The following is a 26322-nucleotide window of genomic DNA, read 5'->3' as shown; positions in this document are numbered from 1 at the left end:
TTCATTCCGTCGCGTTGCCAGACCGCAGACCGTCGTTATGGTCCCATCCAACTGCAATCCCGAGGATATCGCATGCGCCGCACTGGCTCTCTCGTCGCCGCCGCCGCCCTTCTGGCGGTTTCAACGCCTGTCTGGGCCTCCGTGGCCGCCGCACCCGCTGCCCAGGCCGCCGGTCAGGCCGCCGCGCCCGCCGTCCAGGCCGCGCCGGTGTCGCAGCTGATCAACGAAGTCGACATCCCCTATACCAAGTTCACCCTCGACAACGGCCTGACCGTCCTGGTCCATGAGGATCACAAGGCCCCCGTCGTCGCCGTCTCCGTCTGGTACAATGTCGGCTCCAAGGATGAGCCGGCCGGCAAGACCGGCTTCGCCCACCTGTTCGAACACCTGATGTTCGGCGGCTCGGAAAATGCGCCCGGCAGCTATTTCACGCCGATGCGCAACATGGGCGCGACTGACATGAACGGGACCACCTATTTCGACCGCACCAACTATTTCGAGACGGTTCCGACCCCGGCGCTGGAACAGGCCCTGTTCATGGAAAGCGACCGCATGGGCTACATGCTGGGCGCCATCAGCCAGGAAACGCTCGATCTGCAACGCGGCGTCGTCCAGAACGAAAAGCGTCAGGGCGACAACCAGCCCTATGGCCTGAACCAGTACAAGCAGCTGGAGGCCCTGTTCCCCGAAGGCCACCCCTATCGCCACTCGACCATCGGTTCGATGGCCGATCTGGACGCCGCCTCGATGCAGACGGTGCGCGACTGGTTCACCTCCAACTATGGCCCCAACAACGCCGTTCTGGTGCTGGCCGGCGACATCACACCCGCCAAGGCGCGTGAACTGACCGACAAATACTTCGGCCCGATCGCCAAGGGTCCGGTGAACAATCCCGCCCAGGCCCCGGTGCCGACCCTGTCCGCTCCGCTCAGCGAAACCACCCACGACCGCGTCTCGAACGCCCAGGTCGAGGTCAGCTGGGCCGTGCCCGGCATGCTGGACCCGGATTCCGTGCCGCTCAGCGTCGCGGCATCAGTTCTAGGCGGCCTGGCCTCCTCGCGCCTGGACAATGAGCTCGTGCGCGGCGAACAGACCGCCGTCTCGGTCAGCGCCGGCAACAGCGCTTTCCATCGCGTCGGCATCTTCGAGATGAGCGCCACGATCAAGCCGGGCGAAGACCCCGCCGCCGTCGAGGCGCGCATGCGTGAAATCCTGAACGGCCTGATCGCGAATGGCCCGACCCAAGACGAGATCAACCGCGTCGTCACCCAGTACGCCTCGCGCCGCATCCAGGGCCTGGAACAGGTCGGCGGCTTCGGCGGCAAGGCCACGGCGCTCGCCGAAGGCCAGCTCTATGCCGGCGATCCGGAGTTCTACAAGAAGCAGCTGGCGGCCTACGCCGCGGTCACGCCGGCCCAGGTCAAGGCGGCGATGCAGAAGTGGCTGACCCGTCCGGCCTATACGCTGACCACCCTGCCCGGCCAGCGCGAAGCCTATCAGGAGGCGGCCGCCTCGCCGTCCGGGGCCAATCGCACGCCGGCCCCGGAAATCGAGCGCAAGCCGCGCATGCCCAAGCCCGAGATCGGTCAGGTCGCCAACGTCGACTTCCCGGCCGTTGAGCGCACCCGCCTGTCGAACGGCATGGAGGTGATCTACGCCCAGCGCGACGCCACCCCGACGACGAAGATCGCGCTCGACTTCGACGCCGGCCTGGCCGCCGACGACCGGTCCAAACTGGGTCTGCAGACCCTGATGCTGGACCTGATGGACGAGGGCACCCGCACCCTGAACGCCACGCAGCTGGCCGAGGCGCAGGAAGCCCTGGGCGCGACCATCACCACCGGCGCGACGATGGACAGCTCGGTCGTCCAACTGTCGGCGGTGACGCCGAACCTGAAGCCTTCGGTGGATCTGATGGCCGAGGTGGTGCGCAATCCCGCCTTCGCCCCGGCCGAGCTGGAGCGACTTCGCGCCACCCGCCTGTCGCGCATCGCCGCCGAGCGGACCCAGCCGGCCGCCCTGGCCAGCCGCGCCCTGCCGGAACTGATGTATGGGCCCAACAGCCCCTACGGCCGTCCGTTCAGCGGCAACGGCGACGAGACCAGCGTCAAGGCGATCACCGACGCCGACATCCGCGCCGACTACGCCAAGTGGATCCGCCCGGACAACGCCAAGCTGTTCGTCGTCTCCGACCGCCCCCTAGCCGAGCTGACGCCGATCCTGGACAGCGCCTTCGGTCAGTGGGTCCCGCCTGCATCGGCCAAGGCCGTCAAGGACTTCTCGGCCCCAATCCCGGCCGCGACGCCCAAGATCGTGCTGATCGACCGCCCGCAATCGCCCCAGTCCTACATCATGGGCGGCGAGGTTCTGGGCCTGTCGGGCACCGACGACCTGTTGGTGCTGAACGCGGCGAACAATGTGCTCGGCAACGACTTCCTGTCGCGCATCAACTCGGATCTGCGTGAGACCAAGAGCTGGTCCTACGGCGTCAACGCCTCGGTCAATCCGTTCGCCGGACGCGTGCCCTATCTGGTCACCGCCCCGGTCCAGGCCGACAAGACCGGCCCGGCTATCGAAGCCCTGAACCAGCAGTTCAGCGACTTCCTGTCGGGCGGCAAGGGCGTGACGCCCGAGGAGCTTCAACGCACGATCAACGGCAACACCCGCCGTCTGGCCGGCAGCTACGAGACCTCGGCCGCCGTCCTGGGCGCCATGCGCTCCAACGCCCTGCTGGGCCGTCCGGACGACTATCCGGAAACCATCGCGGCACGCACCAACGCCCTGACCGCAGCCCAGCTGGACGCCGCCGCCAAGGCCGCCATCGACCCGTCCAAGTTCGTCTGGGTCGTGGTCGGCGACGCCTCGGTGGTCAAGCCGCAACTGGACGCCCTGGGCATCCCTGTCGAGGTCCGCGCGGCGGCCCCCGCCGCCCAATAGGGCGACGACAGACCAGAACGACGAAGGCCCGGAGAGCGATCTCCGGGCCTTTTCTCTTTGCCGTCATGCTCGGGCCTGACCCGATGATGAGGCCTTTAATCCAGCGTCGCGCCCGTCGTGCGCATGATCTCGGCGCGCAGTTCGGGCAGACCGAGACCCTTTTCCGACGAGGTCAGGGCCACCACCGGGAAGGCGGCGGGGCGTTTGGAGATCGCCTTCAGGGTCGCGGCCTGCACGGCCTCGCCCTCGCCCTTCTTCAGCTTGTCGGCCTTGGTCAGGACGATCTGATAGCTGACGGCGGCCAGGTCCAGCGCATCCAGCGCCTCCGTATCCACGGACTTCAGCCCATGGCGGCTGTCGATCAGCAGATAGACCCGCTTCAGCGTCACCCGGCCGCGCAGATAGTCGCGGCCCAGATCCTGGAACTTCTTGACCGTGGTCTTGGAAGCCTTGGCCCAGCCATAGCCCGGCAGGTCGACCAGACGCATCCGGCCGTCCAGATCGAAGAAGTTGACCTCGCGCGTGCGGCCCGGCTCGTTCGAGGCGCGGGCCAGTTTGTGCATGCCGACCAGCCCGTTGATCAGGCTGGACTTGCCCACGTTCGAGCGACCGGCGAAGGCGATCTCGGGCAGATCGGGGTCGGGCAACTGCTCGATCTTGGCCGCGCCCATGACGAAGGTCGCAGGCCGCGCGAACAAGACGCGCGCCGCCTCGATGTCCTCGGGCGTGAACTCGGTCTCGTCGATCACGCCGGTGACTTCTTGAAGCGGGCGAAGAAGGTGTCGATCGGGTTCTCGGCCTTGTAGCGGTGCATGATCACATACTGCTGCAGGATGGTCAGGATGTTGGACCAGGCCCAGTAGATCAGCAGGCCCGCCGCGAACGGCGCCATGATGAAGGTGAACAGCAGCGGCATGAACTGGAAGATCTGGCGTTGGACCGGATCGGCCGCCGGCGGGTTCATCGCCGTCTGCAGCCACATCGTCAGGCCGTAGGCGATCGCCAGCAGACCCAGGTGCAGCGGGCCAGCCAACAGGCCGCCGATCAGCGGCGCCATCGCCGGATCCCATGGGATCAGGCCGAACAGGTTCCAGATCGACGACGGATCGCGCGCCGACAGGTCATGGATGAAGCCCAGGAACGGCTGGTGACGCATTTCGATGGTCACGGTCAGCACCTTGTACAGGGCGTAGAAGACCGGAATCTGAAGCACCAGCGGAAGGCATCCGGCGACCGGATTGATCTTCTCGCGCTGATACAGGGCCATCGTCTCCTGCTGCTGCTTCTGCGGGTCGTCTTTGAACTTCTTCTTGATCTCCTCCATCTTGGGCTGGAGGTTCCGCATCTTGGACATCGAGGCGTAGGCGTTGTTGGCCAGCGGGAACATCACCAGCTTGACGATGACGGTCAGGGCCAGAATGGCGACGCCGAAGCTGCCGACCAGGCCATAGACGTTCTCCAGGATCCAGAAGATCGGACGCGTCAGGAACCAGAACATCCCCCAGTCGATCGCATAGACGAAGCGCGGCAGATTCAGGCTCTGCTCATAGGATTTCAGCACCTCGGCGCGCTTGACCCCGGCGAACAGGCGTTGGGTCTCGGTCGCGGTGGCGCCCGGCTGGATGGTGCGGGTGGTGCCCAGGACATTGGCTTCCAGCTGCTGGGCGCCGTTCAGGTCGCGGACGCGGAATTCGGTTTCGACCGCCTCGTTCTGCTGGGGCAACAGGGCCGCCAGCCAGTATTTGTCGGTGATGCCCAGCCAGCCGCCGGTCGAGGCGTTCTCGATCCGCGGCTCCTTCAACCAGTCCTTGTATTTCTTCTGTTCGGTCCGGTAGTCGCCCGGCTTGCCGAAGGTGCCGATCGCACCCTCGTGGACGATGTGCGACGAGCCAGCTGCGGGCGGCACGCCCTGGCGCTGGACGCTGCCGTAGGGGGCGATGGTGATCGCCTGCGTACCCAGGTTCTGGACCGTGTCCTGCACCGAGAAGACGTATTTGTCGTCGACCGAGATCACGCGGGTGAAGCGCAGGCCCTGGCCGTTGTCCCACGTCAGGGTGACCGGAGTCGTCGGCGTCAGGGTCGAACCATTGGTCAGGCGCCAGACGGTATTGGGTCCGGGCACGCCGCCGGCGACATTGGGGCCGGTCCAGCCGAACTGGGCGAAGTAGGCGTTCTGCATCCCCTGCGGGCGGAAGAGCTCCACCGGCTGGGGCTTGTCCTGAACCTCGCGGTAGTCGGTCAGGAACAGGTCGTCGATCCGGCCGCCTTGAAGCGACAGCGAGCCTTTCAGCGTTCCGGACTGGATCGGCACGCGCGCGGCGGTGCTCAGCGCCTGGCTGCGGTCGGTGACGAAGGTCGGGCCCTGCGGGCTCAGCGCCGTGCGCGCGGCGTTATCGGCGGTCTGCGACTGCTCGGCCTGGGCCTGCTGTTGCACGGCGCGACGCTCGGCCTGCGGACGCAGCACGGCGAAATAGTAGATCCCCATGATCAGGACCGAGCACACGATGAAGATGATCGTGTTGCGCGTGTTTTCGTTTTTCATGGATTCTGGCGGTCCTGGCCGGAGGGGGCGCGGGCGTGCGAAGGCCTGTTGGCCTTGGGTGTCGCCAGCCTTGTAAGCGTCGATTTCACGTCGTCAAGCAGACGGTCCCACGCACGCTCGGTCGTGCCCATGCGGGCGATGAAGACATAGTCGCTTCCGGGCACGCCGTGCTGGGCCAGCATGGCCCGTGCGGCCTCGCGCAGACGGCGTTTGGCGCGGTTGCGCTGAACCGCCCCGCCGATCTTCTTGGTGGCGGTGAAGCCCAGTCCGATGTGCGGCGAACCGTCGCCGCGCTCCAGCCGCTGGATCACCACGGCGCCGCGCGCCTCGGAAACGCCTTTGGCGGCCGCCAGGAACTGGGGCCGCCGCAACAGACGCTTGATCTGTAAAAGGTCGCTCATGCGTCCAAAAGGTCCGGACGCGTAAGCCGCTTACGCCGTCAGGCGCTTGCGGCCCTTGGCGCGACGGCGCGCAACAATCTTCTGGCCGTTCTTGGTGGCCATCCGGCTGCGGAAGCCGTGACGGCGCTTGCGCACGAGTCGCGACGGCTGATAGGTCCGCTTCACGGTCGGCTCCTGACGTTAAAAGGTTGGGCGACGGGGCAAGAGGCGTCCGCCGCAGGAAGGGCGGGCGTATAAGTCGCATGTCCGCGTGAGTCAACGCTCGGACGGCATTTCGGGACGATGAAACGGATGGCGAAACGAACGGCGAAGGAATGGGCCCTGCGGCTGGCGCCGCTGGCGGCCATCGCCGGGCTGGTGGTCGCCTTCTTCGCCTTGGGCTGGAACCGCTATCTGTCGATGGATCTGATCCGCGAGCACGGGCTGAACCTTCAGGCCTATGCGCAACAGAACTGGTGGATCGCGCTGGTCGCCTTCATCGCCGTCTATGCCGTGGCGACCGCCTCGACCATTCCCGGACCCGTTTTCCTGACCCTGCTGGGCGGGATGATGTTCGGCCCCTATGTCGGGGCCCTGGCGCAATCGACGGGGGCCACCATCGGTTCGGTCGTCATCTATTATGTCTATCGCACCTCGATCGGTTCCTGGCTGCGCGCCAAGTTCGAGGCCGACGCCGGCTTCATGGATCGGCTGGCCAAGGGCATCGACCGCAACGCCTTCACCACCCTGTTCACCCTGCGCGTGATCCCAAGCGTGCCCTTCGTCCTGGTCAACGCGACGGCGGGGATGATGGCGGTGCCGCTCAGGCCCTACATCATCGCCACCTTCATCGGACTGCTGCCGTCCACCTTCATCTACACCTGGATCGGATCGCAACTCGGCGACCTGCTGCGCGCCGGCGTGCGGCCGGACCTGCCGATGCTGCTGCAACAGTTCTTCTGGCCGTTGATGGGCGTGGTTTTCCTGTCGCTGCTGCTGCCCATCGGCATTAAGCTGTTCCAGATGATCCGTGCACGGCGGATCGGAGCGACGGCGGCATGAGCGCCCTGTTCGACCGGATCGCGGCGCGGCTGAATCTGACGCCGGACCAGGCCAGTCTCTGGCGCGAGCGCCTGACCCCGCGCGCGCCCGACGGTCTGTCGGCGCGGCTGCTGCTGCTGACTGTCGCCTTCACCCTGGCGGTCGAGGCTCTGATCCTGGGCCCGAACCTGGCGGCCTTCCATGAGCGCTGGCTGCGCGATCGGCTCCAGGCCGCCGAACTGGCCTCGGTCGGGGTCGAGGCCCTGCCCTATAGCGCGGTCGAGGACGACACGGCCGCCGAGCTGATGCGGATCGGCGGGGTTCAGGCGGTCGCCCTGACGGAACAAGGCGTGCGCCGCCTGCTGCTTCAGGCCCCGAACCTGCCCCGCGCGCCCGAACTGATCGATCTGAGGCGTCAGGACAGCTGGTCGCGCCTGACCGACCCGTGGCGCACCCTGTTCGGCCATCCGGACCGCTCGCTGCGGGTTCAGGCCAAGCCGCGCTATCGCTCGGGCGACTTCATCGAGATCGTCACGCCTGCTCAACCGCTGAAGCTGGAGCTGCGCGCCTTCCTCCTGAACAGCCTGTTGGTGTCCCTGCTGGTGTCGGTGACGGCGGGCGCGTTGCTGTATGGCGGTCTGGCCCTGCTGGTGCTGCGGCCGCTTCGTCGCGTCACCCGCTCGATGGAGCGGTTCGCCGCCGATCCCGAGAGCGAGGCCGAGGCGCCGTCCGATCGCCACGACGAGATCGGCCGCGTCGAGCGCGAACTCAGCCGGATGCAGGAGGAGGTGCGTCATTCCCTGCGCTCTCGTGCCCGTCTGGTCGCGCTGGGCGAGGCGGTGGCCAAGATCAACCACGACCTGCGAAACATGCTGACCTCGGCCCAGATGGCGTCCGAGAGGCTGGCGACCTCCGCCGACCCGCAGGTAGCCAAGGCCCTGCCCCGGCTGGAGCGCGCGCTCAGTCGCGCCGCCGGCCTGTCCCGCAATGTGTTGGAGTACGGAAAGAGCGAGGAGCCTGCCCCCCAGAAGACCCGCGTCGTCCTGACCAAGGCTCTGACCCTGGCGGCCGAGGACGCCGGACTGGACCCCGACGGCGTGCGCCTGGTCAAACAGCTGCCGCCCCGGTTCGCCGTCGAGGCCGACCCGGATCAGCTGTATCGCATCCTGGTCAATCTGATGCGCAACGCACGCCAGGCGATTGAGGCCGATCCCACGCGTCCGCCCGAGCGCCGCGGCAAGGGCGCCATCACCGTCAGCGCCTTCGGTCAGGACGGCTTCTGCGTCGTGCGCATCGCCGACGACGGCCCCGGCATTCCGCCGCGTCTGGCCGAACGACTGTTCGAACCCTTCGTCAGCTCAAAGAGCTCGGACGGCTCGGGCCTGGGCCTGACCATCTCGCGCGAACTGGCCGCCCTTCACGGCGGTGACCTGCGTCTGGTCGAGACCGACGGAACAGGCGCAGCCTTCGAACTGCGCCTGCCCGGATAGGCGATCAGGCCGCCTTCAGGGTCGCCATGTCGATGACGTAGCGGTAGCGCGCCTCGCCGTTCTCGATCTTCACATAGGCGTCGTTGATCTCGGCGATGTCGATCATTTCGACCTCGGGGGCCACGCCGTTGGCGGCGCAGAAGTCCAAGACGTCCTGGGTTTCCTGAAGATTGCCGATCAAGGAGCCGCCGACCGTCTGGCGTTTGAAGGCCAGTTTGGAGTTATCGACCCCGTCCACGACATCGAGATTGCCCACGACGATGAAGGCCGCATCGCGCTTCATCAGGTCCAGCAGGGCGCCGATCTCGTGCTTCTCGGGCACGGTGGACAGGATGAAGTCGAACGTCCCCGCCAGGGGCGCCAGGGCCGTCTTGTCCGTCTCGATATGGGCCGCGTCGGCGCCCAGCCGCTTGGCGTCCTCGATCTTCTCCGGCGTCGAAGTCAGGACGGTCACTTCCGCCCCCAGAGCCTTGGCCAGCTTGGCCGCCATATGGCCCAGACCGCCAAAGCCCAGGACCGCGACCTTGTCCCCCGCCTTGACGCCCCAGTGTTTCAGCGGCGACCAGGTGGTCACGCCGGCGCACAGGATGGGCGCGGCCGCCTTGGGGTCCAGGCCTTCGGGGATTCGCAACACGAAATCCTCGGGCACGACCACCACATCGGAATAGCCGCCGTAGGTATTGTCCCGGCCGTACATGTTGGCGCCGTCTTCGGTCTCGGTCGCTGGCGTCATGGGGCCGTTATAGGTCGCCAGCCAGCTGTTCGGACCCTCGCAGTAGTTCTGATCGCCGGCGCTGCAGGCTTCGCATTGGCGGCAGCTGTCGATCATGCAGCCGACGCCGACCAGATCGCCTTCCTTGAAGCGCGAGGTCTCGGCGCCCGCCTGTTTGACCCGCCCGACGATCTCGTGGCCCGGCACGCACGGATAGACCGTGTTGGCCCATTCGTTTTTGACCTGGTGGATGTCGGAGTGGCAGACGCCGGCGTAAAGAACCTCGATCACCAGCTCGTTGGGCTTGGGATCGTCGCGCTCGAACGTCATGGGCTCGAGCTTGGACCGGGCGGTCTTTGCGCCATAACCGATTGATTGGAACATGAAAGTCTCCGGGAGCAAGGGGATGTTGCCGCAATCCCCCGCGCTCGAAGACGTTCCAGCGTCGCCTTATTCCAGACCGTCGTCGGACACGACGAAGGGCCGGTTCTCCGCCTTGGCCTGGGCCGCCAGCTCCTCCTGAACCAGATGCCAGCGCCGCAGCCGCTCGTAGTCGATGGCGTGTTCGGGCGAGGCGTCCAGCCAGTGACGGAAGTCCTCGATCTGAAGCCTGGCGTCTGCGGCGGTCGTATCGGGCAGGGCCGGCACGTTCGGCAACTGGCGCGCGACATCCGCAGGAATAGGGAAGTCGCCGGACGCGGTGCTCAGGATCATCGGTCTTCTCGGATAGGCTGCGGTCGGGAGAGGACGACCATGACGCGAAGCCGAGCCTTTCGCCACCTTTTCATCGCTGCGGCGTTGTGCAGCAGGATCACAATGGCCAAGCTGCGCAGAACGCCACGGCCTCGGGAGAGACAGTCATGATCGTTCGCACCGCCGCCGCCGCTACCCTGCTGGTCGCCGCCCTGACCGCACCCGTCGCCGCCCAGACGACGACGGCGCCGGCGACCGCCGACCCCTATCGCGATCAGCGCGCCCTGCCCGACCCGGCCGATCCCGCCAGCCGCGACGCCCTGCTGAAGGCGCGGGGCGAGGCCTATCACCGGGCCAGCGACGCCCAGCAGACCGAAGAGGAACTGCGCACCACCCGCGCTCTGAACGACGAGATCGCCGCCCAGAACGCGCTGGCCGACAAGACCGACGCCGACAACCGGCTGAACTACGACGCCGCCCTGGCCCGTCATCAGATCGAGGTCAGCCAGGCCGAGGAACAGGCGCGCGCCGCCGCCGAGACCGCCCGCTTGGCCCAGGAGAAATACGACCGCGACTATGCCGCCTGGCAGGAACAGGTGCGACTGTGCCGCACGGGTTTCCGCCCCGCCTGCACCGCCCGACCGGCGTGGGTCGCGCCGGCGCAGTAAACGTCATCAGTCCGCCTTGGCTTTCGCTTCGGCGATCAGGGCGTCGTCGATTTCGCGGGCGCGCACAGCGGCCGGGCGTGTCGTGATCCGTTCGGCATAGGCCGTGAAGGCCGGCCGTTCAGGCAGGCTCTTGAACATCAGCCCCCAGGCGATCTGACTGCCGACATAGACATCGGCGGCGCTGAACCGCTCGCCAAGGATCCACGGACTGCGATCCAGCGCATGTTCCAGCCCGTCGATCACCTGATCGAACGAGCCGTAGCCGACCATGGCCGACTTCTCGGGCGGCGGCAGTTGACCCAGCGACTTGGCGGTCACCGCCGCCTCGACCGGTCCGGCGGCGAAGAACATCCAGCGATAATAAAGGCCGCGCAGCGGATCGTCCGTCGCCGGCGCCAAGCCGGCTTCAGGAAAAGCGTCAGCTAGATAGGCGCAGATGGCTGCGCATTCGGTCACGACGACGCCGCGATGGGCGATGGACGGCACCTTTCCCATCGGATTGATCGCCAGATAGTCCGGCGACTTCATCGCCGCATAGTCGACCACGACGGTGCGATAGGGCTGGCCTGCCTCCTCCAGCATCCAGCGGACGATGCGTCCGCGCGACATGGGGTTGGTGTAGAAGACGATCTCTTCGCTCATGGGGTGCTCTCCCTTTCGAGAGAGCCTACGCCCGAAATGGGAGATGTGTCAGCCCGCGGCCAGGCTCATGTCGCGCCGCGCCATCATGCGATCGAACGCGCCCCAGACGCCCTCGACACCGCGCCAGCCCGGAGCAATATGATCGCGACTACGCCCCTTGGCAGGAACAGGCGCGGCTATGCCGGTCGGGCCTCCGCAAGGCCTCATCGCGCGACCGGCCTGGATCCGGCCAGCGCAATAAACCGTGCCGGCTGAAACCATAGAGGGATCGGGCGGTTGTCTCTATCGAACCCCAAGCGAAAGAGACCCTTCATGGCCGATGCCACCGCCAATATCGCCGCAACCAAACGCTTCGGCGAGATCGTCAACACGGGCGCTCTGGACGCCTTTCCCGAGGTCGTGGCGGAGGCTTGCGTCGACAACGATCCCGCACCGGGTCAGGGACCGGGGCCCGAAGGCTTCAAGGCCTTCTTCACCGAGATGCGGACCGCCTTCCCCGACCTGAAGGTCGAACCTCAGACCATGCTCAGCGAAGGCGATCAGGTGGCCTTCGCCTACACCCTGACCGGCACGCACAAGGGCGACTTCCAGGGCGTAGCCGCTACGGGCAAGTCCATCGAGGTTCGCGGGATGCAGATCGGCCGGTTCGAGGAGGGCAAGATGGTCGAACGTTGGGGCAGCTCCGACGAGCTGGGCATCCTCAAACAGATCGGCGCGGCCCCCGTCTGAGGCCGCGCCCCTGGTCGCGGGTTCAGCCCGCGACCAAGCTCATGTCGCGGCGCGCCATCATGCGGTCGAACTCGGTCCAGACGCCGTCCGCGCCGTGCCAGTTTCCTTGCGTCGCCGCCTTGGAATATTCGGTGGCGCGGGCCTCGAAGAAGTTGGCGTGTTCGACGCCGCTGAGCAGCGACTGCAGCCAGGGCAGCGGGTTTTCCGTCACCCCATAGACTTCCGGCAGCTTCAACTGACGCAGGCGCCAGTCGGCGATGAAGCGGATGTATTGTTTGATGTCGTCCGGCGTCATGCCCTGGACCGAGCCCATCTCGAAGGCCAGGTCGATGAATTTGTCCTCCATGTTCACCACCGTCTTGCAGCAGTCGACGATGTCGTCCGCGACCGACTTGGTGACGGCGCCCGTCTCCTTGTTGAAGGCGTGGTACAGCTTGATGATGCCTTCGCAGTGCAGGCTCTCGTCGCGCACCGACCAGGACACGATCTGGCCCATGCCCTTCATCTTGTTCTGGCGCGGGAAGTTCATCAGCATGGCGAAGGACGCGAACAGCTGAACGCCTTCCGAGAAGCCGCCGAACATGGCCAGGGTCCGGCAGATGTCGGCGTCGGAATCCACGCCGAACTTGCCCATATAGTCGTGCTTGTCCCGCATGGCCTCGTATTCCATGAAGGCGCCGAACTCGCTCTCGGGCATGCCGATGGTCTCGAGCAGCAGGGCGTAGGCGGCGATATGGATCGTCTCCATGTTGCCGAAGGCGGCCAGCATCATCTTCACCTCGGTCGGTTTGAAGACCCGACCGTAGCGTTCCATGTAGTTGTCCTGAACCTCGATGTCCGCCTGGGTGAAGAAGCGGAAGATCTGGGTCAGCAGGTTGCGTTCGCCGTCGTTCAGGGTCGAGGCCCAGTCCTTGACGTCCTCGCCCAGCGGCACCTCTTCGGGCATCCAGTGGACCTGCTGCTGCTTCTTCCACATGTCGAACGCCCACGGATAGCGGAACGGCTTGTAGGCGGCCGACGGGGTCAGAAGACCGGCGCGCTCGGGGAGGATGATCGGAGTGATGGCGTTCATCGAACTGGACCTGAGGGCGATTCTGAAGACGCGTTCACCATGCGATTTGAAGACGTCGGCGCCAAGTCAAAATAGGTCTATGTTGCGATCACAATTTATCGCGACCGCTAGATGTTGTGTCCGTGCCGCACATTCCTGGGGACGGGCCTGGGGATGAAGCCGCGCCCGACGGCTCAGGCGGCTTGGGCGTCCAGTCGCGACGCGGCGGCGCTGAGCGTCTCGTCGATGGCGGCGTAAAGCTTGGCCTGGGTCACCGGTTTGGCCAGATGACCGTCCATGCCGGCGGACAGGCACCGTGCGGCGTCTTCGGGCATGGCCTCGGCGGTGACGGCCAGGATCGGCGTCTGGCTGGCGGGATCGGCCAGGGCGCGGATCGCGCGGGTGGCGGCCAGACCATCCATCACCGGCATGCGCACATCCATCAGGATCAGATCGAAAGCCTCGGCCGAGGCGGCGTTCACCGCCTCGCGCCCGTCGCAGGCCTCGGCGGTGTCGCAGTCCGCGGCCTGCAGCATGATGCGCAGCAGATCCCGATTGGCCGGGTGGTCGTCGACGATCAGAACCTTCATGCGACGGCTGTCCAGCGGCGCGCCGCTCTCCGTCTCCACCGGTGCCACGATCGGCGCCTCGATCTCCAGGGTGAAGGTCGAGCCCTGCCACTGCACGCTTTCGACGGCGATCGTTCCGTTCAGCCGCTCGGCGTGGCTCTTGGCCAGGGCCAGGCCGACGCCCGCCCCCTCATGCGCGCGGCTGGTGGAGGCGTCCGCCTGTTCGAACAGGCGGAACACGCCCGCCAGGGTCTCGGCATCCATGCCGCAGCCGGTATCGGAAACGGCGATCCGCAGCCGGTCGTCGGTACGATCGACCGTGACGCCCACGCCCCCGTGCGAGGTGAATTTCGAGGCGTTCAGCGTCAGATGATGCAGGATTTGGCGAAGGCGCCGCATGTCGGTCAGCACCCAGCCCTCGGCCTCCGGCGCGATGTGCAGGTCGAACGTCAGGCTGCGGACCTCGGCCCACTCGCGCGCCGGCGCCACGGCGTCCTGGATCAGGGCGCGCAGATCGGCGGGCTTCAGCACGACCTCTTCGCCCCCGCGCGAAATCTCCAGCAAGTCCTCGACCAGACGCAGCATGGATTCGCCACACTGGCGCACCGCATTGACCTGGCGATGGCCCTCGGCGTCCAGACTGGTCGAGCGCGACAACAGGTCGGCATAGCCGGTGACCCCCGTCAGGGGCGTGCGCATCTCGTGGCTCATCAAGGCCAGGAAGCGCGACTTCGCCTCATCGGCGCGCCTGGCCCGGGCCAAGGCGTCCAGCGCCGCCGCCGTGCGCGCCCGCAGACGCGCCGTCAGACGCCGACGCTCGGTCGACAGGGTGGTGATGGGCAGGACCGACCCGACGACGCAAAGCAGGAACAGATGAAACACATTCATCTGGCGCATCACCTCAGGCAGGGCGGCCAGAACGGGATCTGGCGGCAGGCGGGTCAACACAACCGGCCCATGCCCGGCCAGCGTGGCGGCGCCGCCGATGGCCGCGACCAGCACCACCGCGCAGGCGGTGGTCGGCGGACCGAGCCGGAAGGCCAGAAGAATCAGCGGCGGAAGCACCGCGAACATCACCGGCGCCGACGACTGGGTAAACACCCACAGCGTGACGCCGCCGACCAGAACCAGCAGGGCGGCCGCCTCCGTCATCGTGGCCTGGGCGTCGTCCCTGAAACGATGGTTGCGCGCCAGCAGCAACAGGGACGGCGTGACGATCATCATCGCCAGCAGCTCCATGTCGAACAGGTGGTGCATCCGGAACGCCAGCGTGCCCGGCACCTTCCAGCTCATCAGCACCGCGACCGCGCCCGCCAGCAGGGTGCTGATCAAGACGGCCGGTACGGCGGCGAAGACGGCGAAACGGAACAGACGCCAAGGCCGGCGCATATCCAGCGCGGCCCCGCAAAAACGGCGCGCCAGCACGGCGGCGATGCAGACCTGCGTCAGGTTCAGGACGACATTGGTGAACATCATCACGCCGGGGTCGCCGCGCACGATGTTGCTGGCGAGGTTGATCGCGGCGCAGGCGAGCATGACGCCGATGGCCTGGCGACGATGAAGCTGCAGGACGGCGGCCAGAAGCACCGCATTGGCCGGCCACAGAACCGTGGCGCCGAACGCATGCATGCTCCACTGGGCGACCGACAGGCACAGGGCGAACAAGGCCACATAGGCGTAGGGCGACGGCCCAGCCGCGCGGCCGGCCTCGTGACGGAAAAACCGCCAGCGCCCGCCTTCTGCGTTCACCCACTTCAGTCCCATGACGTAACGGTGACACGCAGAGATTAAGGATCCCGTAGCGGCCCACCTAGGTAGGATTGCGGAACCGCCGTTCAGCGTCGCCGTTTACTCGCCCTTGCCAGCAAAGGGCCCCAGCCAATGTCAGACGTGATCGCCGAACCGACCTTCGAGCCGCCGGCGGACGCCCTGGCCTTCTATGAAGAGAGCCTGCGCCTGCTCAAGGAAAGCGGCATCCCTTTCCTGCTGTCGGGCACCTATGCGGTCACGGCCTATACCGGCATCCGGCGTCCGACCAAGGATCTGGACGTCTTCTGCAAGCCTGGCGACTACCCCCGCATCCTGGCCTTCTTCCAGAAGCACGGCTACCGTACCGACGTCGAGGACGAGCGCTGGATCGCCAAGGTCTGGAAGGACGAGAAACACTTCTTCGACGTCATCTTCGCCATGTCCAACGGCACCATCGCCGTGTCCGACAGCTGGTTCAGCGAGGACCGGATCACCGTCTATGGCCATCAGGTCCAGATCACCCCGCCCACGGCCCTGATCCTGTCCAAGGTCTTCATTCAGGACCGCTATCGCTATGACGGGGCCGATGTGAACCACGTCATCCTGAAACAGTCCGACGCCATCGACTGGAAGAGCCTGCTGGACCAGATGGACCTCTATTGGGAGGTGCTGGCGGCGCATCTGCTGAACTTCCGCTTCGCCTATCCGACCGAGCGCGACCGGATTCCGCGCTGGCTGATGGAAGAGCTGGTCCAGCGATTGACGGCCCAGATCGATCTGCCGGCGCCGCGCGTGAGGGTCTGTCGCGGCCGGCTGTTCAGCCCGCGCGACTATGTCGCCGACGTCGCCGAATGGGGCTTCGGCGACGTGGTGGGCAAGGGGCTGGAGGAACGCCACGACCCCGTCAACCTAGGCCACTGAAAGGTAAGCCGCCATGACCGACGCCGTCCCCGATCCCCAGACGACCCAACCTGGCCTGGAGCCCGGCCCCGCCAAGACGCTGCGCGTCGCCGCCGTCGGCGACCTGCATGTCGGTGAGACCACCGAGCATCGCTATCGCGACCTGTTCGAGCGGGTGTCGGACGACGCCGACGTGCTGTGCCTGTGCGGCGACCTGACCAACTACGGCAAGACGCCCGAGGTCGAGCGGCTGCTTGAGGATCTCAAGCTGTGCAAAATCCCGATGGTCGGCGTGCTGGGCAATCACGAGCACGAGTGCGGCCAGCCCGAGGTCGTCACCAAGATGCTGACCGACGCCGGGGTCAAGATGCTGACCGGCGAGGCCTATGAGATCGACGGCGTCGGCTTTGCGGGCGGCAAGGGGTTCGTCGGCGGCTTCGGCCGCTACATGCTCTCCTCGTTTGGCGAGGCCTCGATCAAGCGTTTCGTGCAGGAGGCGGTCGAGGACGCCAATCTGATCGAGAACTCGATCCGCATGCTGCGCACCGAACGCTCGGTCGTGCTGCTGCACTATGCGCCCGTGGTCGAGACGGTGATGGGCGAGCCGCCCGAAATCCACGCCTTCCTGGGTTCGTCGCGCTTGGCCGAGACCATCGACCGCTACGACAACGTCCGACTGGTTGTGCACGGACACGCCCATCGCGGCGGACCGGAGGGACGCACCACCAAGGGCACGCCCGTCTATAATGTCGCCCTGCCGGTGCTGAAGACCCTGGGCGACAAGCCTTATCGGGTCTTTGAAATCTGACCGGACTGTAGGAGGGTGCGGCCGGGGCTGGGATGCAGCCTCGTTCGGGGCCGCAAGGCGGCCCGTCGTGGAGTTTCCGATGCGCCTTCTGTCTTCCGCCGCGGCCGTCGCCGTCCTGGCCCTGACCACCCCCGCCTTCGCCGCCGGTCAGGCCGCCGCCCCTGCGCCGCAGGCCGCTCCGGCGCCCGCCCAAGAAGCGGACAGCCCCGAGGAAGTCGCCTTCGAAGCGAAAGGAGAAGCCTTCGGCGAACGTATGGAAGCCATGGCCGAAGAAATGCAGGCGGCAGCAACTCAGGCCGACAAGGCCAAGGCCAAGACTGACCTCGACGCGATCCAGGCGCGCAATCAGGCGGACGCCGACACGTTCGCAGACGAGTTCCTAGCCTTCGTGGTCAGCCAAGGCGCGCCCGCCGACCAGATGGGCGCGGCCGCTCAGCAGATCAAAGCCTATCCTGCGATGATCCGTGCCAAGATTGAGGAAGCTGTCGCCGCTGCGCCCGCCGGAGCAGCCCCCGCCCAACCGCAGTAAGCCAAGCCTTACCGCGATTTCACTTGAGACGGGGCGGCTGAGGGCGGAGTTTGCGCGGGTCATTCAACGGGGAGCCGTCCCATGATCCGCCTGCTCAGCCTGACCGCCGCCCTGGCGCTCGCGCCCCTCTCCTCGGCCTTGGCGCAGACCCCCGCGCCTGCGCCCACGCCGGCTCCGGCTCCGGCTCCGGCTTCCGCTGAAGCCGCCGAAGCCCGCATGGAAGCCGCCGCCGAGGCCTTCGAAGCGCGCATGGAGACCTTTGGCGAACGCGCCGAGGCGATTTCCGAAGACCAGAGCCTGAGCGAGGCCGAACGCGGCCGTCGCATCGCCGCCCTGTGGTCGGACTATGCGCCCGATGTCGCCGCCTTCACCGCCGAGACCACGAAACACGCCACCGAAATGGCCGCCCAGGCCCTGAAGGACATCGACGTCGACGCCATTGTCGCTGAGGCGCTGAACGACCCCGAGGTCAAACAGGCGATGGAAGAGGGGATGCAGAAGGGCGTCGTCACCGCCGAAGGCATCGCCCGCAACAGCGCCTGGACCAATCCGACGCCCGAGCAGATGGAGACCTACAGCCTGGTCGCCCAATACGCCTTGGACCAGGCCGCCGACGCCGTCGTCGAGGAGGGCGTCGAAGCGCCCGAGGCCCCGGAAGCGCCCGAACCGCCGGCGCCGCCGGCCCGTCCGGCCGCCTAACGTCTTTATCTCCTCCCCATGCAATGGGGAGGGGGACCGCGCAGCGGTGGAGGGGCTCTTGTAATCGCCCGGATGCGTACTGGCGGTGAAGAACCCCTCCGTCACGGCGCAAGATGCGCCGCGCCACCTCCCCGCGACGCGGGCAGGAGACAGAGCGCCTTGACCGCGCCCGACTAAGCAGCGACATCGCGCCGCATGCCCGCCCTGCCCGTCGATCCGCACCTCTATTCGACCTTCCTCGGCGTTATGGCGGTGATGGCGATCACGCCCGGCCCGGCCAATCTGTTCGCCGTCGCGACCGGCGTTGAAAAGGGCCGCGCCTCGGCCCTGATCGGCGTCTTGGGCATGAACGCCGCGACCCTGGTGTGGTTCGGCGCGGCGGCGCTGGGTCTCGGCGCCCTGGTCAAGGCCTTCCCCGCCGCCTTCAAGGTCATCGCCGTGCTGGGAGCGCTTTATGTCGCCTGGCTGGGGATCAAGGCGCTGCGCGGCGCCTTCGCCACCGCCGCCGATCCCGACGAGGTCATCGTCAAGAAAGGCCGCAGCGCCCTGATCGACGGGTTCGCCGTCCAGATCGCCAATCCCAAGGCCATCCTGTTTTTCACCGCCGTCCTGCCGCCCTTCATCGACGTGAACCGGCCGGTCGCGCCGCAGATGGCGATGTTCGCCATGGCGGCCATCGGCATGGATATGGTGTCGATGAGCACCTACGCCCTGTCCGGCGCCGCCCTGTCGCGCCGCATGCAGCAACCGCGCTTTCGCAAAGGCTTCGGCGTCTTCGTCGGCCTTTTGCTGATGGTCGCCGCCGTGCTGATCGTTCTTCGGCTCTAGACGCCGCGACGCTTCGTCATACAGTGGTCGGGAACGCCTTCGTTCATGCTCCGTTCAGCCGTCAGAGCGCCCGAATGGGCGATCAAGGAGTTTGATGTCATGAAAACCCTCCCCCTGAAGACCCTGGCGGTGACCGTCGCCGCCGGTCTGGCTCTGGCGGCCTGCGCCACCGCCACCCCGTATCAACCCGCAGGCTTCAACGGCCAGCGTGGCGGCTATGCTGAGCAGCGCCTGGAAAACAACCGTTTCCGGGTCAGCTTCTCGGGCAATTCACTGACGTCGCGCGAACAGGTCGAACAGTCGCTGCTGCTGCGTTCGGCCGAACTGACGGTCGAGAGCGGTTACGACTGGTTCTCCACCGTCAATCGCGCCACCGACCGCGACACCCGCTTCGTGGGTACGCCTGATCCGTTCTATTCGGGCTATAACCGCTTCTACAGCCCCTACTGGGGTCCGTCGTGGCGCTATTACCGCAGCGGCTTCTGGAGCCCATGGGACCGTTACGGCCCGTGGGGCGTCAACGACTTCGACGTCCGCCAAGTCGACCGCTTCGAGGCCAACGCCGAAATCGTTCTGGGCCGTGGCCCCAAACCCGCCAACGACCCCAACGCCTTCGACGCCCGCGAGGTGATCCAGAACCTGGGTCCGCAGGTCACCCGCCCGGCGGCCTGATGATAAAAGCCCCTCTCCACGGCGTGGAGAGGGGCTTTTTCTTTCATCCCACGCGCGGCGACTTCAGCCGGCGCTTGTTGGAGTGGGTCGCCGGCGCCGTGCCCAGATCTTCCGGCACCTCGCCCTTGAAATAGTAGCGCTGCCACGCCTCCTTGGCCGCATCCGGATCGCCGCCGGCCAGACGCTGGTTGAAGTCGGTTCGGGCGCGGTTCCAGGCCTCGAACTGACCCTTCATCACCGGGTTGGATTCCAGCGTGCGGATGATCGGCTGGAATTGCTCGACCTTCTTGTGCTCGATCAGATTGATGAAGCAGAAGGGTTCGCCCTTCTCGAAGGTGATCCGCCCGGGCCGGGTGAAGATCCAGTTCATCGTGAAGGGGAAGGGCAGCCAGTCCGTCTCGATCAGGCCGACCAGCGGCTGGATGCCGTCCTTCACATGGTTGGGCGACCCCGAACACATCATCCCCCAGCCGGGCGGCGTGCGGAACAGATATTGCGGATGCATGGTCAGCACCCCGCGCGAGAAGTGCGAGGTGACGAAATGGGCCAGATCGTGCTGGGGCCGATCCGGCGTGATGACGATGTCTTCCTGGCGCGGACCGCCGTTCCACTCGGCCGAGAAGCCGAACGGGCACAGGATTTCCCACCCCGTCGTGTTGGCCATGTTCAGCGGCAGGCAGCGATAGGGGTGGCGGCTGATGAAGGCGTCCATCCAGTTGCGCGACTGGCGGCCGGGCACCAGGTCCGGCGGCCGGGCCGTCATCGGATAGCATTCCAGTTCCAGCGGGCGCGTGTTGACGATATCGACCATGACCATTTCCTAACGCCCGAAACCCGACGGCTCAACCATGACTGACGCACCCGCTTTCGACCGCGAGACCCTGACCGTCTGGCTGAAGGCGAACGGCGTGGATCACGCGACCCACGACCACCCGGCCGTCTTTCGCGTCGAGGAAGGGCTGGACCTGAAGGCCGACCTGCCCGGCGCCCACACCAAGAACCTGTTCCTGAAGGATCACAAAGGCCGCCTGTGGCTGATCTCGGCGCGTCAGGACACGGTGATCGACCTGAAACGCGCCGCCGCCGTCATGGGGTCGGGCCGCTTGTCGTTCGGCAACGAGACGCTGATGTGGGAAACGCTGGGCGTCCGCCCCGGCTCGGTCACGGCGCTGGGCCTGATCAACGACATCGACCGCCGCGTGACCTTCGTGCTGGACCAGCGCCTTTGGGACGCCGACATCGTCAACTTCCACCCCCTGACCAATACGGCGACCACCGCCCTGAATCAGTCGGCCTTCCGGCGAGTGCTGGCGCTGCTGGGGCGTGAGCCGGTCGCTGTGGATTTCGAGGCTTTGAGGGATATTTGATGCCAGATCGTTGGACAGTAGCAATGTGGGCGCTGGCGATAATCTCACTTGTGGTCGCGATGCTATCTTTCTTGGGAGTGAACAACCTGATCCAAGAGACTTGGGTCTGGGTCACGTCTTCGTACGCATGGTTGCCGCTCGTCGGGCTATCAACCTTCGTCATGTTGCAACGCGGAGTGCGTGAACATCAAACGGCAGTGCTTCAGGGACGCAATGATTGGTACAAGCCCTCATTGGCGCTGAGAGCCTGCCTAAGCCTAGCCATCTTGATCGGCCTAGCGTCATATTTCTGGCAGGCCGGCTAGCCTTGCGTTTGCGCGGTCGTCACCGCTTAACGCCAACCGCTTGAACCTCGCGGCCTAAGCCCCATCTCGCAAATCATGGATCAAGCGCGCGGCGACGAGAGGCGATTTTAGACGAATTAGACGAATTAGACGGTGTTTTTCACGACTGCCGTCTGAAATCCCGGCGCGACCTTTTCCCGGCTTGATGCCGACGCATCCCGACGCCATCTGAACCGTTGAACCTGACCGATCTCTGCGCGGACCTCGCCCATGACCCTGCTCGACCCGACCCTGACCCCCGACGCCGCCGGCGACCTGATCAAGGAGGGCACGGACGCCTCCTTCATGACCGACGTCATCGAGGCGTCGAAACATCAGCCGGTCATCGTCGACTTCTGGGCCACCTGGTGCGGGCCGTGCCGGACCCTGGGGCCTGCGCTGGAGAAGGCCGTGCGCGCCGCCAAGGGGGCGGTGAAGATGGTCAAGATCGATGTCGACGCCAACCCGGCCTATGCGGGGCAGCTGCGGGTGCAGTCGATCCCGACGGTCTACGCCTTCGTCAACGGCCAGCCGGTCGACGGCTTCCAGGGCGCGATCCCCGACAGCCAGATCAAGGCCTTCATCGACAAGGTGACCGGCGGTCAGGGCGGCTCGACCGAGACGGCGCAACTGCTGGAGCTGGGCGAGGAGTCGCTGGGCCTGAACGACTTCGGCGGCGCGGCCCAGGCCTTCGCGCACGTCCTGTCGATCGAGCCTGAGAACGAGAAGGCCATCGCCGGCATGGCGCGGGTCTATCTGGCGGGCGGCGATCCCGAACAGGCGGCCCAGACCATCGCCATGGCGCCGCAGGATTCCAAGGAGCCGACGGTCCAGAGCGTGCGCGCCCAACTGGCCCTGGCGTCCAAGGCGCCCACCGGCGATTTGGCCGGCGCCTCGGCCGGACTTGAGGCCAAGGTCGCCGCCGATCCGAACGATCATCAGGCGCGCTTTGATTTGGCCGAAGCCCAGAGCGCGGCCGGCGACTTCAAGGGCGCGGTCGACAATCTTCTGGCAATCATCCAGGCCGACCGCGAGTGGAACGATCAGGCGGCCCGCAAACAGTTGCTGGTCATCTTCGAGGCGGCGGGCCTGACCTCGGACGTGTCCAAGGATGGCCGTCGCCGCCTGTCGTCCATTCTGTTTTCGTAAGCGCGAAACCACCGGCCTCAAGTCGCCCGAAAGGCGATAGGCCAAGGAGAAGTGATGCCTCAAGGCTATGTCCGCGCCCTCGACCTGCCCCAGGTGATCCCGGTGTTCCCGCTGGGCGGCACCATCCTGCTGCCGCGCGGACAGCTGCCGCTGAACATCTTCGAGCCGCGCTATCTGAACATGGTGGACGACGCCATGGCCGGCGACCGGATCATCGGCCTGGTCCAGCCCAAGGGCGGCACGCCGGCCCTGCCCGGCCTGTCGCCGGTCGGCTGCGCCGGTCGGATCACCAGTTTCGCCGAGACCTCCGACGGGCGCTATCTGATCACCCTGACCGGCGTGTCGCGTTTCCGCATCGCCGCCGAGATGCCGTCCAAGACTCCCTACCGCCAGGTTCGCGCGGCGTTCGAGGCCTATGAGGACGATCTCGTCTCCCCGCCCGAGGAGCCGGACTTCGACAGGGACGCCTTCCTCGACGCCCTGCGCGCCTATATGGCGCACCGGCTGCTGGACATCGATTGGGAGACGGCAGAGACCGCGCCGATGGAGGCCCTGGTCAACAGCCTGTCGATGGCCCTGCCGTTCGAACCCGCCGAGAAACAGGCTCTGCTGGAGGCCATGGGCCTGATGCCCCGCGCCGAGGCCCTGACCGCCCTGATGCGCATCGACGCCGCCGACGGCGGTGACGACGCCGCGCCGTCCATGCAATGACGGGCTCAAGTAGCGCAAAGCGCGGTAGCCCCCTAAAGAGCTCTCAACTAGCGCCAGCGCGATAGGCCAAGAAAAATGAGTGACGCCTTCAACACCCCTGTCTCCGTCGATCCGCGCCTGCTGGAGGTGCTGGTCTGCCCCGTCACACGCGGCAAACTGACCTACGACCGCGACGCCAACGAGTTGATCTCGGCGGGCGCCAAACTGGCCTATCCGATCCGCGAGGGCGTTCCGATCATGCTGGCCGAAGAAGCGCGTCAGATCGACTGAGCCGCCGCACCGACACCGAACATCCACTGGCCCGGAGCGCGGCGCGCTCAACGGGCCTCAAGTAGCGCGACGCGCGATAGGCCCAAGAACAATGACCCTCAGAGTCGCCATCCAGATGGACCCGATCGAGGCCATCGACATCGCCGGGGACACCACCTTCCTGATGGCCGAGACAGCCCAGGCGCGCGGTCACAAACAGTGGGTCTATGACTTCCGCACCCTGGCGCTGGAAGAGGGCCGCCTCTACTGCCGCGCCCGCCCGATCACCGTGCGGCGCGAGGTCGGCAACCACGTCGACTTCGGCGACTGGGAAAAACTGGATCTGGCCGAGGACGTGGACGTCATCCTGATGCGCCAGGATCCGCCGTTCGACATGGCCTATGTCACGGCCACCTATCTGCTGGAGACGGTGCATCCCCGGACCCTGGTGGTCAACGACCCGGCGCAGGTGCGATCGGCCCCCGAAAAGCTGATGGTAACCGCCTTCCCCGGCCTGCAACCGCCGACCCTGATCTCGGCCGACCCTGTCGCTCTGGACGCCTTCCACAAGAAGCACGGCGACGTGGTCCTGAAACCCCTGCACGGCAACGGCGGTTCGGGCGTCATCAAGCTGCGCGCCGACGATCCCAACCTGGACGCCCTGATCGAGATCCATGCCGCCGGCAGCCGCGATCCGCTGGTGATCCAGAAGTTCATTCCCGCCGTCTCCAAAGGCGACAAGCGCATCCTGCTGATCGACGGCGAGCCCGTCGGCGCCATCAACCGCGTCCCGGCGGCGGGCGCGGTGCGCTCGAACCTTCATGTCGGCGGCACGGCCATGCCGGTCGAGCTGACGCCGCGCGACCTGGAAATCTGCGCCGCCATCGGCCCGACGCTGAGGGAACGCGGCCTGATCTTCGTCGGCATCGACGTGATCGGCGACTATCTGACCGAGATCAACGTCACCTCCCCCACCGGCGCCCAGCAACTGAAGGCCTTCACCGGCATCGACGCCACGGCCCTCATGTGGGACGCCATCGAGGCCAAACGCGCCGCACAGGTTGCGTGATCGCCACTTGAATTAGATTTCAGTTCATGGTTCGTTCTCTCGCTCAGGTGGGAGAACGACATGGTCGCGCGGGTTGTCACGGTCGCCTTTGACGGGGTGGAAGCCCGGCGCGTGGACGTCGAGGTCCAATTGATCGGCAATGACGGGCCGACGATCTTCAATATCGTGGGCCTGCCGGACAAGGCGGTGGCCGAAAGCAAGGAGCGGGTGCGCGGGGCCTTCGCCGGCATCGGTCTGGCCCTGCCCGCAAAACGGATCATCGCCAACCTGGCTCCGGCCGACCTGCCCAAGGAAGGCAGCCATTTCGACCTGCCCATCGCCTTAGCCCTGATGGCGGCCATGGGGGTGATCGCGCCCGATGCGCTTGACGGCTGGGCCGCTATCGGCGAGCTGGGGCTGGACGGCCAGATCGCGCGGGTCGGCGGCGCCCTGCCCGCCGCTGTCGCCGCCGACGCCATGGGCCTGGGTCTGATCTGCCCCGAAGCGACGGGACCGGAGGCGGCCTGGGCCGGCGGCGCCCGCATCCTCGCGCCGCGCTCTCTGATCAGCCTGGTCAACCATTTCAAGGGAACCCAGGTTCTGCGCGCGCCCGAGCCCGGACCGCTGGCGGACGGCAAGGCCGTGCCCGACCTGCGCGAGGTCAAGGGTCAGGAAAGCGCCAAGCGCGCGCTGGAGATCGCGGCGGCCGGCGGCCACAACCTGCTGTTCATCGGCCCGCCGGGGTCGGGCAAGTCGATGATGGCGCAGCGCCTGCCGGGCCTTTTGCCGCCCCTGACCTCGCAAGAGTTGCTGGAGACCTCGATGGTCTGGTCGGTCGCCGGCCTGATCGAACGCGGCGCCCTGACCCGCGATCGCCCGTTCCGCAGCCCGCACCATTCCGCCTCAATGGCGGCCCTGACCGGCGGGGGTGTAACATCTCACTGAGAATGCGAAATTTCAGAAGAAATGCGAATTATGGCTGCAGCCTGCCTCTCGACCATTTCCGCGCATGACGCGAACATAGCTGGAACATTGGGCCAAGGGAACTATCGCACAGGGTCTAGAAAATCGCCCGATAGAACGATTGAACTCCAACGTTATCTGAACAAGTCTGCACCCAGACTCACAGGGTTCAGCTATGGAAAGTCATAACTTCGAGCGGCTTAAAGCCCACATCATTCCGCTATCGGTGGCGAATGTTTTCGAAGCAGCACGCACGGAGTGGGTCTTGGAAGCAGTAGAAATCAGCGATGAGTTCGACAATTGTCCGTGCGGGCAAGAGATTAAGGAACACTGCTACATCCGAAATCGGATCAACGGAAACGCCACCTACGTCGGCAATGTGTGCATCAATCGCTTCATCCAAATTGACACCGGCAACCTTTTTGATGGCCTGAAGCGAATTGCGGCCGACCTTACCGCCAACGCGAACCATGACTTGATCGAGCACGCTTGGAAGAGCGGGTATCTATTTGGCGAGAATGAGTATGCTTTCCTCCTTCGCACCGCCTTGAAGCGAAAGCTGTCACCAGCGCAAACGGCTTGGAAGGTAAAAATTAACAAGAGAATCCTCGCTCAAACCAAGGTTCGCAATAGGACGCAGCGGTGAATACGCGCGTTCGATGCTGATGGCTTCCACGTGCACAATGCGTTTCGCTCGCCGGGTCGCCTCTCTGATGGCGAACTCGGCTTGTCGAAAGCTGAGGTCTATGCCGCACGCTATGAGAACTTTCGTACCGGCCTCAGCATCAGCACAAAGTTCATTGATGCGTCCTGCTCAGACGATTTAACGGGCGTGACATTCGCGTTCATTTGCGTTGATAAGGTGACGTGACC

The 26322-nt window shown here is 66.0% G+C and carries 27 protein-coding genes and 1 pseudogene; 18 read left to right on the top strand and 10 right to left on the bottom strand.

From position 1 onward, the window contains the following. Positions 1-72: 72 nt before the first annotated feature. On the top strand, positions 73-2937 hold the full coding sequence (locus A4249_RS14270; RefSeq protein ID WP_066553797.1) for a M16 family metallopeptidase: 2865 nt from the start codon (positions 73-75) through the stop codon (positions 2935-2937). Positions 2938-3032: 95 nt separating this feature from the next. Here the strand turns inward: A4249_RS14270 and yihA are convergent, their stop codons facing one another. The 4 genes from yihA to rpmH are packed head-to-tail and all read right to left on the bottom strand — an operon-like array spanning position 3033 to position 6045. Beyond that, on the bottom strand, positions 3033-3686 hold the full coding sequence (yihA, locus tag A4249_RS14265) for a ribosome biogenesis GTP-binding protein YihA/YsxC (protein WP_055809369.1): 654 nt from the start codon (positions 3684-3686) through the stop codon (positions 3033-3035). Then, the gene (gene yidC / locus A4249_RS14260) at positions 3683-5479 is read right to left on the bottom strand and encodes a membrane protein insertase YidC (RefSeq protein ID WP_055754639.1); all 1797 of its coding nucleotides are present in this window, start codon (positions 5477-5479) and stop codon (positions 3683-3685) included. Before yidC ends, yihA begins: the two co-directional genes overlap by 4 nt. Beyond that, positions 5476-5880 carry a ribonuclease P protein component gene (rnpA, locus tag A4249_RS14255; RefSeq protein ID WP_055754640.1) on the bottom strand — a complete coding sequence of 135 codons (405 nt, stop codon included), beginning with the start codon at positions 5878-5880 and terminating at the stop codon, positions 5476-5478. The genes yidC and rnpA overlap by 4 nt, the downstream gene beginning before the upstream one ends. Before the next feature lie 30 nt (positions 5881-5910). Next, positions 5911-6045 (bottom strand): 50S ribosomal protein L34, encoded by a 135-nt coding sequence (gene rpmH / locus A4249_RS14250; RefSeq protein ID WP_003164000.1) that lies wholly within the window; start codon positions 6043-6045, stop codon positions 5911-5913. Between the two features lie 126 nt (positions 6046-6171). Here rpmH and A4249_RS14245 point away from each other — a divergent pair, with 126 nt between their 5' ends. Further along, positions 6172-6921 (top strand): TVP38/TMEM64 family protein, encoded by a 750-nt coding sequence (locus A4249_RS14245; RefSeq protein ID WP_066553794.1) that lies wholly within the window; start codon positions 6172-6174, stop codon positions 6919-6921. After that, positions 6918-8390, top strand: coding sequence for a sensor histidine kinase (locus A4249_RS14240; protein WP_055809375.1), 1473 nt, complete (start codon positions 6918-6920; stop codon positions 8388-8390). Before A4249_RS14245 ends, A4249_RS14240 begins: the two co-directional genes overlap by 4 nt. Positions 8391-8394: 4 nt before the next feature. Here A4249_RS14240 and A4249_RS14235 read toward each other — a convergent pair whose 3' ends face one another. Together A4249_RS14235 and A4249_RS14230 are read right to left on the bottom strand one after the other, a co-directional pair. Next, on the bottom strand, positions 8395-9486 hold the full coding sequence (locus A4249_RS14235) for an NAD(P)-dependent alcohol dehydrogenase (RefSeq protein ID WP_066553790.1): 1092 nt from the start codon (positions 9484-9486) through the stop codon (positions 8395-8397). Between the two features lie 66 nt (positions 9487-9552). After that, positions 9553-9816 (bottom strand): hypothetical protein, encoded by a 264-nt coding sequence (locus tag A4249_RS14230; RefSeq protein WP_039246564.1) that lies wholly within the window; start codon positions 9814-9816, stop codon positions 9553-9555. Positions 9817-9962: 146 nt separating this feature from the next. On the opposite strand from A4249_RS14230, the gene A4249_RS14225 reads away from it, so the two are divergent. Then, the gene (locus A4249_RS14225; RefSeq protein WP_066553786.1) at positions 9963-10463 is read left to right on the top strand and encodes a hypothetical protein; all 501 of its coding nucleotides are present in this window, start codon (positions 9963-9965) and stop codon (positions 10461-10463) included. Between the two features lie 6 nt (positions 10464-10469). Here the strand turns inward: A4249_RS14225 and A4249_RS14220 are convergent, their stop codons facing one another. Beyond that, complete coding sequence (locus A4249_RS14220) at positions 10470-11105, bottom strand: glutathione S-transferase family protein (RefSeq protein ID WP_066553784.1); 636 nt, start codon at positions 11103-11105, stop codon at positions 10470-10472. A 312-nt stretch (positions 11106-11417) separates the two neighbouring features. Between A4249_RS14220 and A4249_RS14215 the strand changes: the two genes are divergently transcribed. Next, positions 11418-11834: an ester cyclase gene (locus A4249_RS14215; protein ID WP_055809387.1), complete on the top strand. Its 417-nt coding sequence runs from the start codon at positions 11418-11420 to the stop codon at positions 11832-11834. A 22-nt stretch (positions 11835-11856) separates the two neighbouring features. On the opposite strand, the gene A4249_RS14210 is transcribed toward A4249_RS14215, so the two are convergent. Continuing rightward, entirely contained in the window at positions 11857-12906 is a 1050-nt protein-coding gene (locus tag A4249_RS14210) for a ribonucleotide-diphosphate reductase subunit beta (protein ID WP_066553781.1), read from the bottom strand. A gap of 173 nt (positions 12907-13079) precedes the next feature. Then, entirely contained in the window at positions 13080-15218 is a 2139-nt protein-coding gene (locus A4249_RS14205; RefSeq protein WP_066553778.1) for a response regulator, read from the bottom strand. 117 nt (positions 15219-15335) lie between these two features. On the opposite strand from A4249_RS14205, the gene A4249_RS14200 reads away from it, so the two are divergent. The 6 genes from A4249_RS14200 to A4249_RS14175 all read left to right on the top strand — a co-directional run bounded on the left by A4249_RS14200 (position 15336) and on the right by A4249_RS14175 (position 19639). Further along, positions 15336-16124, top strand: coding sequence for a nucleotidyltransferase family protein (locus tag A4249_RS14200; protein WP_066553776.1), 789 nt, complete (start codon positions 15336-15338; stop codon positions 16122-16124). Between the two features lie 13 nt (positions 16125-16137). Continuing rightward, positions 16138-16911, top strand: coding sequence for a metallophosphoesterase family protein (locus A4249_RS14195; RefSeq protein ID WP_185225515.1), 774 nt, complete (start codon positions 16138-16140; stop codon positions 16909-16911). Positions 16912-16990: 79 nt separating this feature from the next. Continuing rightward, positions 16991-17440: a hypothetical protein gene (locus tag A4249_RS14190; RefSeq protein WP_066555254.1), complete on the top strand. Its 450-nt coding sequence runs from the start codon at positions 16991-16993 to the stop codon at positions 17438-17440. A gap of 81 nt (positions 17441-17521) precedes the next feature. Then, a complete protein-coding gene (locus tag A4249_RS14185) occupies positions 17522-18139 on the top strand; it encodes a hypothetical protein (RefSeq protein WP_066553773.1) in 618 nt (205 codons plus the stop codon). 195 nt (positions 18140-18334) lie between these two features. Continuing rightward, positions 18335-18967: a LysE family translocator gene (locus A4249_RS14180; protein ID WP_066553770.1), complete on the top strand. Its 633-nt coding sequence runs from the start codon at positions 18335-18337 to the stop codon at positions 18965-18967. A 99-nt stretch (positions 18968-19066) separates the two neighbouring features. Beyond that, positions 19067-19639, top strand: coding sequence for a CC0125/CC1285 family lipoprotein (locus A4249_RS14175; RefSeq protein WP_026108394.1), 573 nt, complete (start codon positions 19067-19069; stop codon positions 19637-19639). A 43-nt stretch (positions 19640-19682) separates the two neighbouring features. Here A4249_RS14175 and A4249_RS14170 read toward each other — a convergent pair whose 3' ends face one another. After that, positions 19683-20450, bottom strand: coding sequence for a DUF6065 family protein (locus A4249_RS14170; protein WP_231868717.1), 768 nt, complete (start codon positions 20448-20450; stop codon positions 19683-19685). 37 nt (positions 20451-20487) lie between these two features. On the opposite strand from A4249_RS14170, the gene A4249_RS14165 reads away from it, so the two are divergent. From A4249_RS14165 to A4249_RS14130, 7 genes and pseudogenes are all read left to right on the top strand, one after another. Beyond that, the gene (locus A4249_RS14165) at positions 20488-21006 is read left to right on the top strand and encodes a prolyl-tRNA synthetase associated domain-containing protein (RefSeq protein ID WP_066553768.1); all 519 of its coding nucleotides are present in this window, start codon (positions 20488-20490) and stop codon (positions 21004-21006) included. Between the two features lie 554 nt (positions 21007-21560). Continuing rightward, the gene (gene trxA / locus A4249_RS14155; RefSeq protein ID WP_066553762.1) at positions 21561-22478 is read left to right on the top strand and encodes a thioredoxin; all 918 of its coding nucleotides are present in this window, start codon (positions 21561-21563) and stop codon (positions 22476-22478) included. A gap of 54 nt (positions 22479-22532) precedes the next feature. Next, the gene (locus A4249_RS14150) at positions 22533-23189 is read left to right on the top strand and encodes an LON peptidase substrate-binding domain-containing protein (RefSeq protein ID WP_026108391.1); all 657 of its coding nucleotides are present in this window, start codon (positions 22533-22535) and stop codon (positions 23187-23189) included. A 75-nt stretch (positions 23190-23264) separates the two neighbouring features. Further along, positions 23265-23459, top strand: coding sequence for a Trm112 family protein (locus tag A4249_RS14145; protein ID WP_017505027.1), 195 nt, complete (start codon positions 23265-23267; stop codon positions 23457-23459). Between the two features lie 91 nt (positions 23460-23550). Beyond that, complete coding sequence (gshB, locus tag A4249_RS14140) at positions 23551-24507, top strand: glutathione synthase (protein ID WP_066553759.1); 957 nt, start codon at positions 23551-23553, stop codon at positions 24505-24507. Positions 24508-24567: 60 nt separating this feature from the next. Continuing rightward, positions 24568-25416: pseudogene (locus tag A4249_RS14135) on the top strand (ATP-binding protein); the annotation flags it as partial. A gap of 208 nt (positions 25417-25624) precedes the next feature. Further along, a complete protein-coding gene (locus A4249_RS14130; RefSeq protein ID WP_066553756.1) occupies positions 25625-26095 on the top strand; it encodes a hypothetical protein in 471 nt (156 codons plus the stop codon). Positions 26096-26322: the final 227 nt, after the last annotated feature.

It is taken from the genome of Brevundimonas sp. GW460-12-10-14-LB2, from assembly GCF_001636925.1.
Classification (GTDB): domain Bacteria; phylum Pseudomonadota; class Alphaproteobacteria; order Caulobacterales; family Caulobacteraceae; genus Brevundimonas; species Brevundimonas vesicularis.
This window is presented reverse-complemented; position numbering and strand designations above follow the sequence as displayed.

Bases quoted from the DNA above. Each gene is read 5' to 3' on its own strand.
- yidC (WP_055754639.1), bottom strand. From the start codon at position 5,479: ATGAAAAACGAAAACACGCGCAACACGATCATCTTCATCGTGTGCTCG.
- A4249_RS14170 (WP_231868717.1), bottom strand. From the start codon at position 20,450: ATGGTCGATATCGTCAACACGCGCCCGCTGGAACTGGAATGCTATCCG.
- rnpA (WP_055754640.1), bottom strand. From the start codon at position 5,880: ATGAGCGACCTTTTACAGATCAAGCGTCTGTTGCGGCGGCCCCAGTTC.
- A4249_RS14220 (WP_066553784.1), bottom strand. From the start codon at position 11,105: ATGAGCGAAGAGATCGTCTTCTACACCAACCCCATGTCGCGCGGACGC.
- A4249_RS14195 (WP_185225515.1), top strand. From the start codon at position 16,138: ATGACCGACGCCGTCCCCGATCCCCAGACGACCCAACCTGGCCTGGAG.
- A4249_RS14190 (WP_066555254.1), top strand. From the start codon at position 16,991: ATGCGCCTTCTGTCTTCCGCCGCGGCCGTCGCCGTCCTGGCCCTGACC.
- A4249_RS14175 (WP_026108394.1), top strand. From the start codon at position 19,067: ATGAAAACCCTCCCCCTGAAGACCCTGGCGGTGACCGTCGCCGCCGGT.
- A4249_RS14180 (WP_066553770.1), top strand. From the start codon at position 18,335: ATGCCCGCCCTGCCCGTCGATCCGCACCTCTATTCGACCTTCCTCGGC.
- A4249_RS14185 (WP_066553773.1), top strand. From the start codon at position 17,522: ATGATCCGCCTGCTCAGCCTGACCGCCGCCCTGGCGCTCGCGCCCCTC.
- A4249_RS14200 (WP_066553776.1), top strand. From the start codon at position 15,336: ATGTCAGACGTGATCGCCGAACCGACCTTCGAGCCGCCGGCGGACGCC.
- A4249_RS14230 (WP_039246564.1), bottom strand. From the start codon at position 9,816: ATGATCCTGAGCACCGCGTCCGGCGACTTCCCTATTCCTGCGGATGTC.
- gshB (WP_066553759.1), top strand. From the start codon at position 23,551: ATGACCCTCAGAGTCGCCATCCAGATGGACCCGATCGAGGCCATCGAC.
- A4249_RS14150 (WP_026108391.1), top strand. From the start codon at position 22,533: ATGCCTCAAGGCTATGTCCGCGCCCTCGACCTGCCCCAGGTGATCCCG.
- A4249_RS14235 (WP_066553790.1), bottom strand. From the start codon at position 9,486: ATGTTCCAATCAATCGGTTATGGCGCAAAGACCGCCCGGTCCAAGCTC.
- A4249_RS14225 (WP_066553786.1), top strand. From the start codon at position 9,963: ATGATCGTTCGCACCGCCGCCGCCGCTACCCTGCTGGTCGCCGCCCTG.
- A4249_RS14130 (WP_066553756.1), top strand. From the start codon at position 25,625: ATGGAAAGTCATAACTTCGAGCGGCTTAAAGCCCACATCATTCCGCTA.
- A4249_RS14210 (WP_066553781.1), bottom strand. From the start codon at position 12,906: ATGAACGCCATCACTCCGATCATCCTCCCCGAGCGCGCCGGTCTTCTG.
- A4249_RS14205 (WP_066553778.1), bottom strand. From the start codon at position 15,218: ATGGGACTGAAGTGGGTGAACGCAGAAGGCGGGCGCTGGCGGTTTTTC.
- A4249_RS14245 (WP_066553794.1), top strand. From the start codon at position 6,172: ATGGCGAAACGAACGGCGAAGGAATGGGCCCTGCGGCTGGCGCCGCTG.
- trxA (WP_066553762.1), top strand. From the start codon at position 21,561: ATGACCCTGCTCGACCCGACCCTGACCCCCGACGCCGCCGGCGACCTG.
- A4249_RS14145 (WP_017505027.1), top strand. From the start codon at position 23,265: ATGAGTGACGCCTTCAACACCCCTGTCTCCGTCGATCCGCGCCTGCTG.
- A4249_RS14215 (WP_055809387.1), top strand. From the start codon at position 11,418: ATGGCCGATGCCACCGCCAATATCGCCGCAACCAAACGCTTCGGCGAG.
- A4249_RS14165 (WP_066553768.1), top strand. From the start codon at position 20,488: ATGACTGACGCACCCGCTTTCGACCGCGAGACCCTGACCGTCTGGCTG.
- A4249_RS14270 (WP_066553797.1), top strand. From the start codon at position 73: ATGCGCCGCACTGGCTCTCTCGTCGCCGCCGCCGCCCTTCTGGCGGTT.
- A4249_RS14240 (WP_055809375.1), top strand. From the start codon at position 6,918: ATGAGCGCCCTGTTCGACCGGATCGCGGCGCGGCTGAATCTGACGCCG.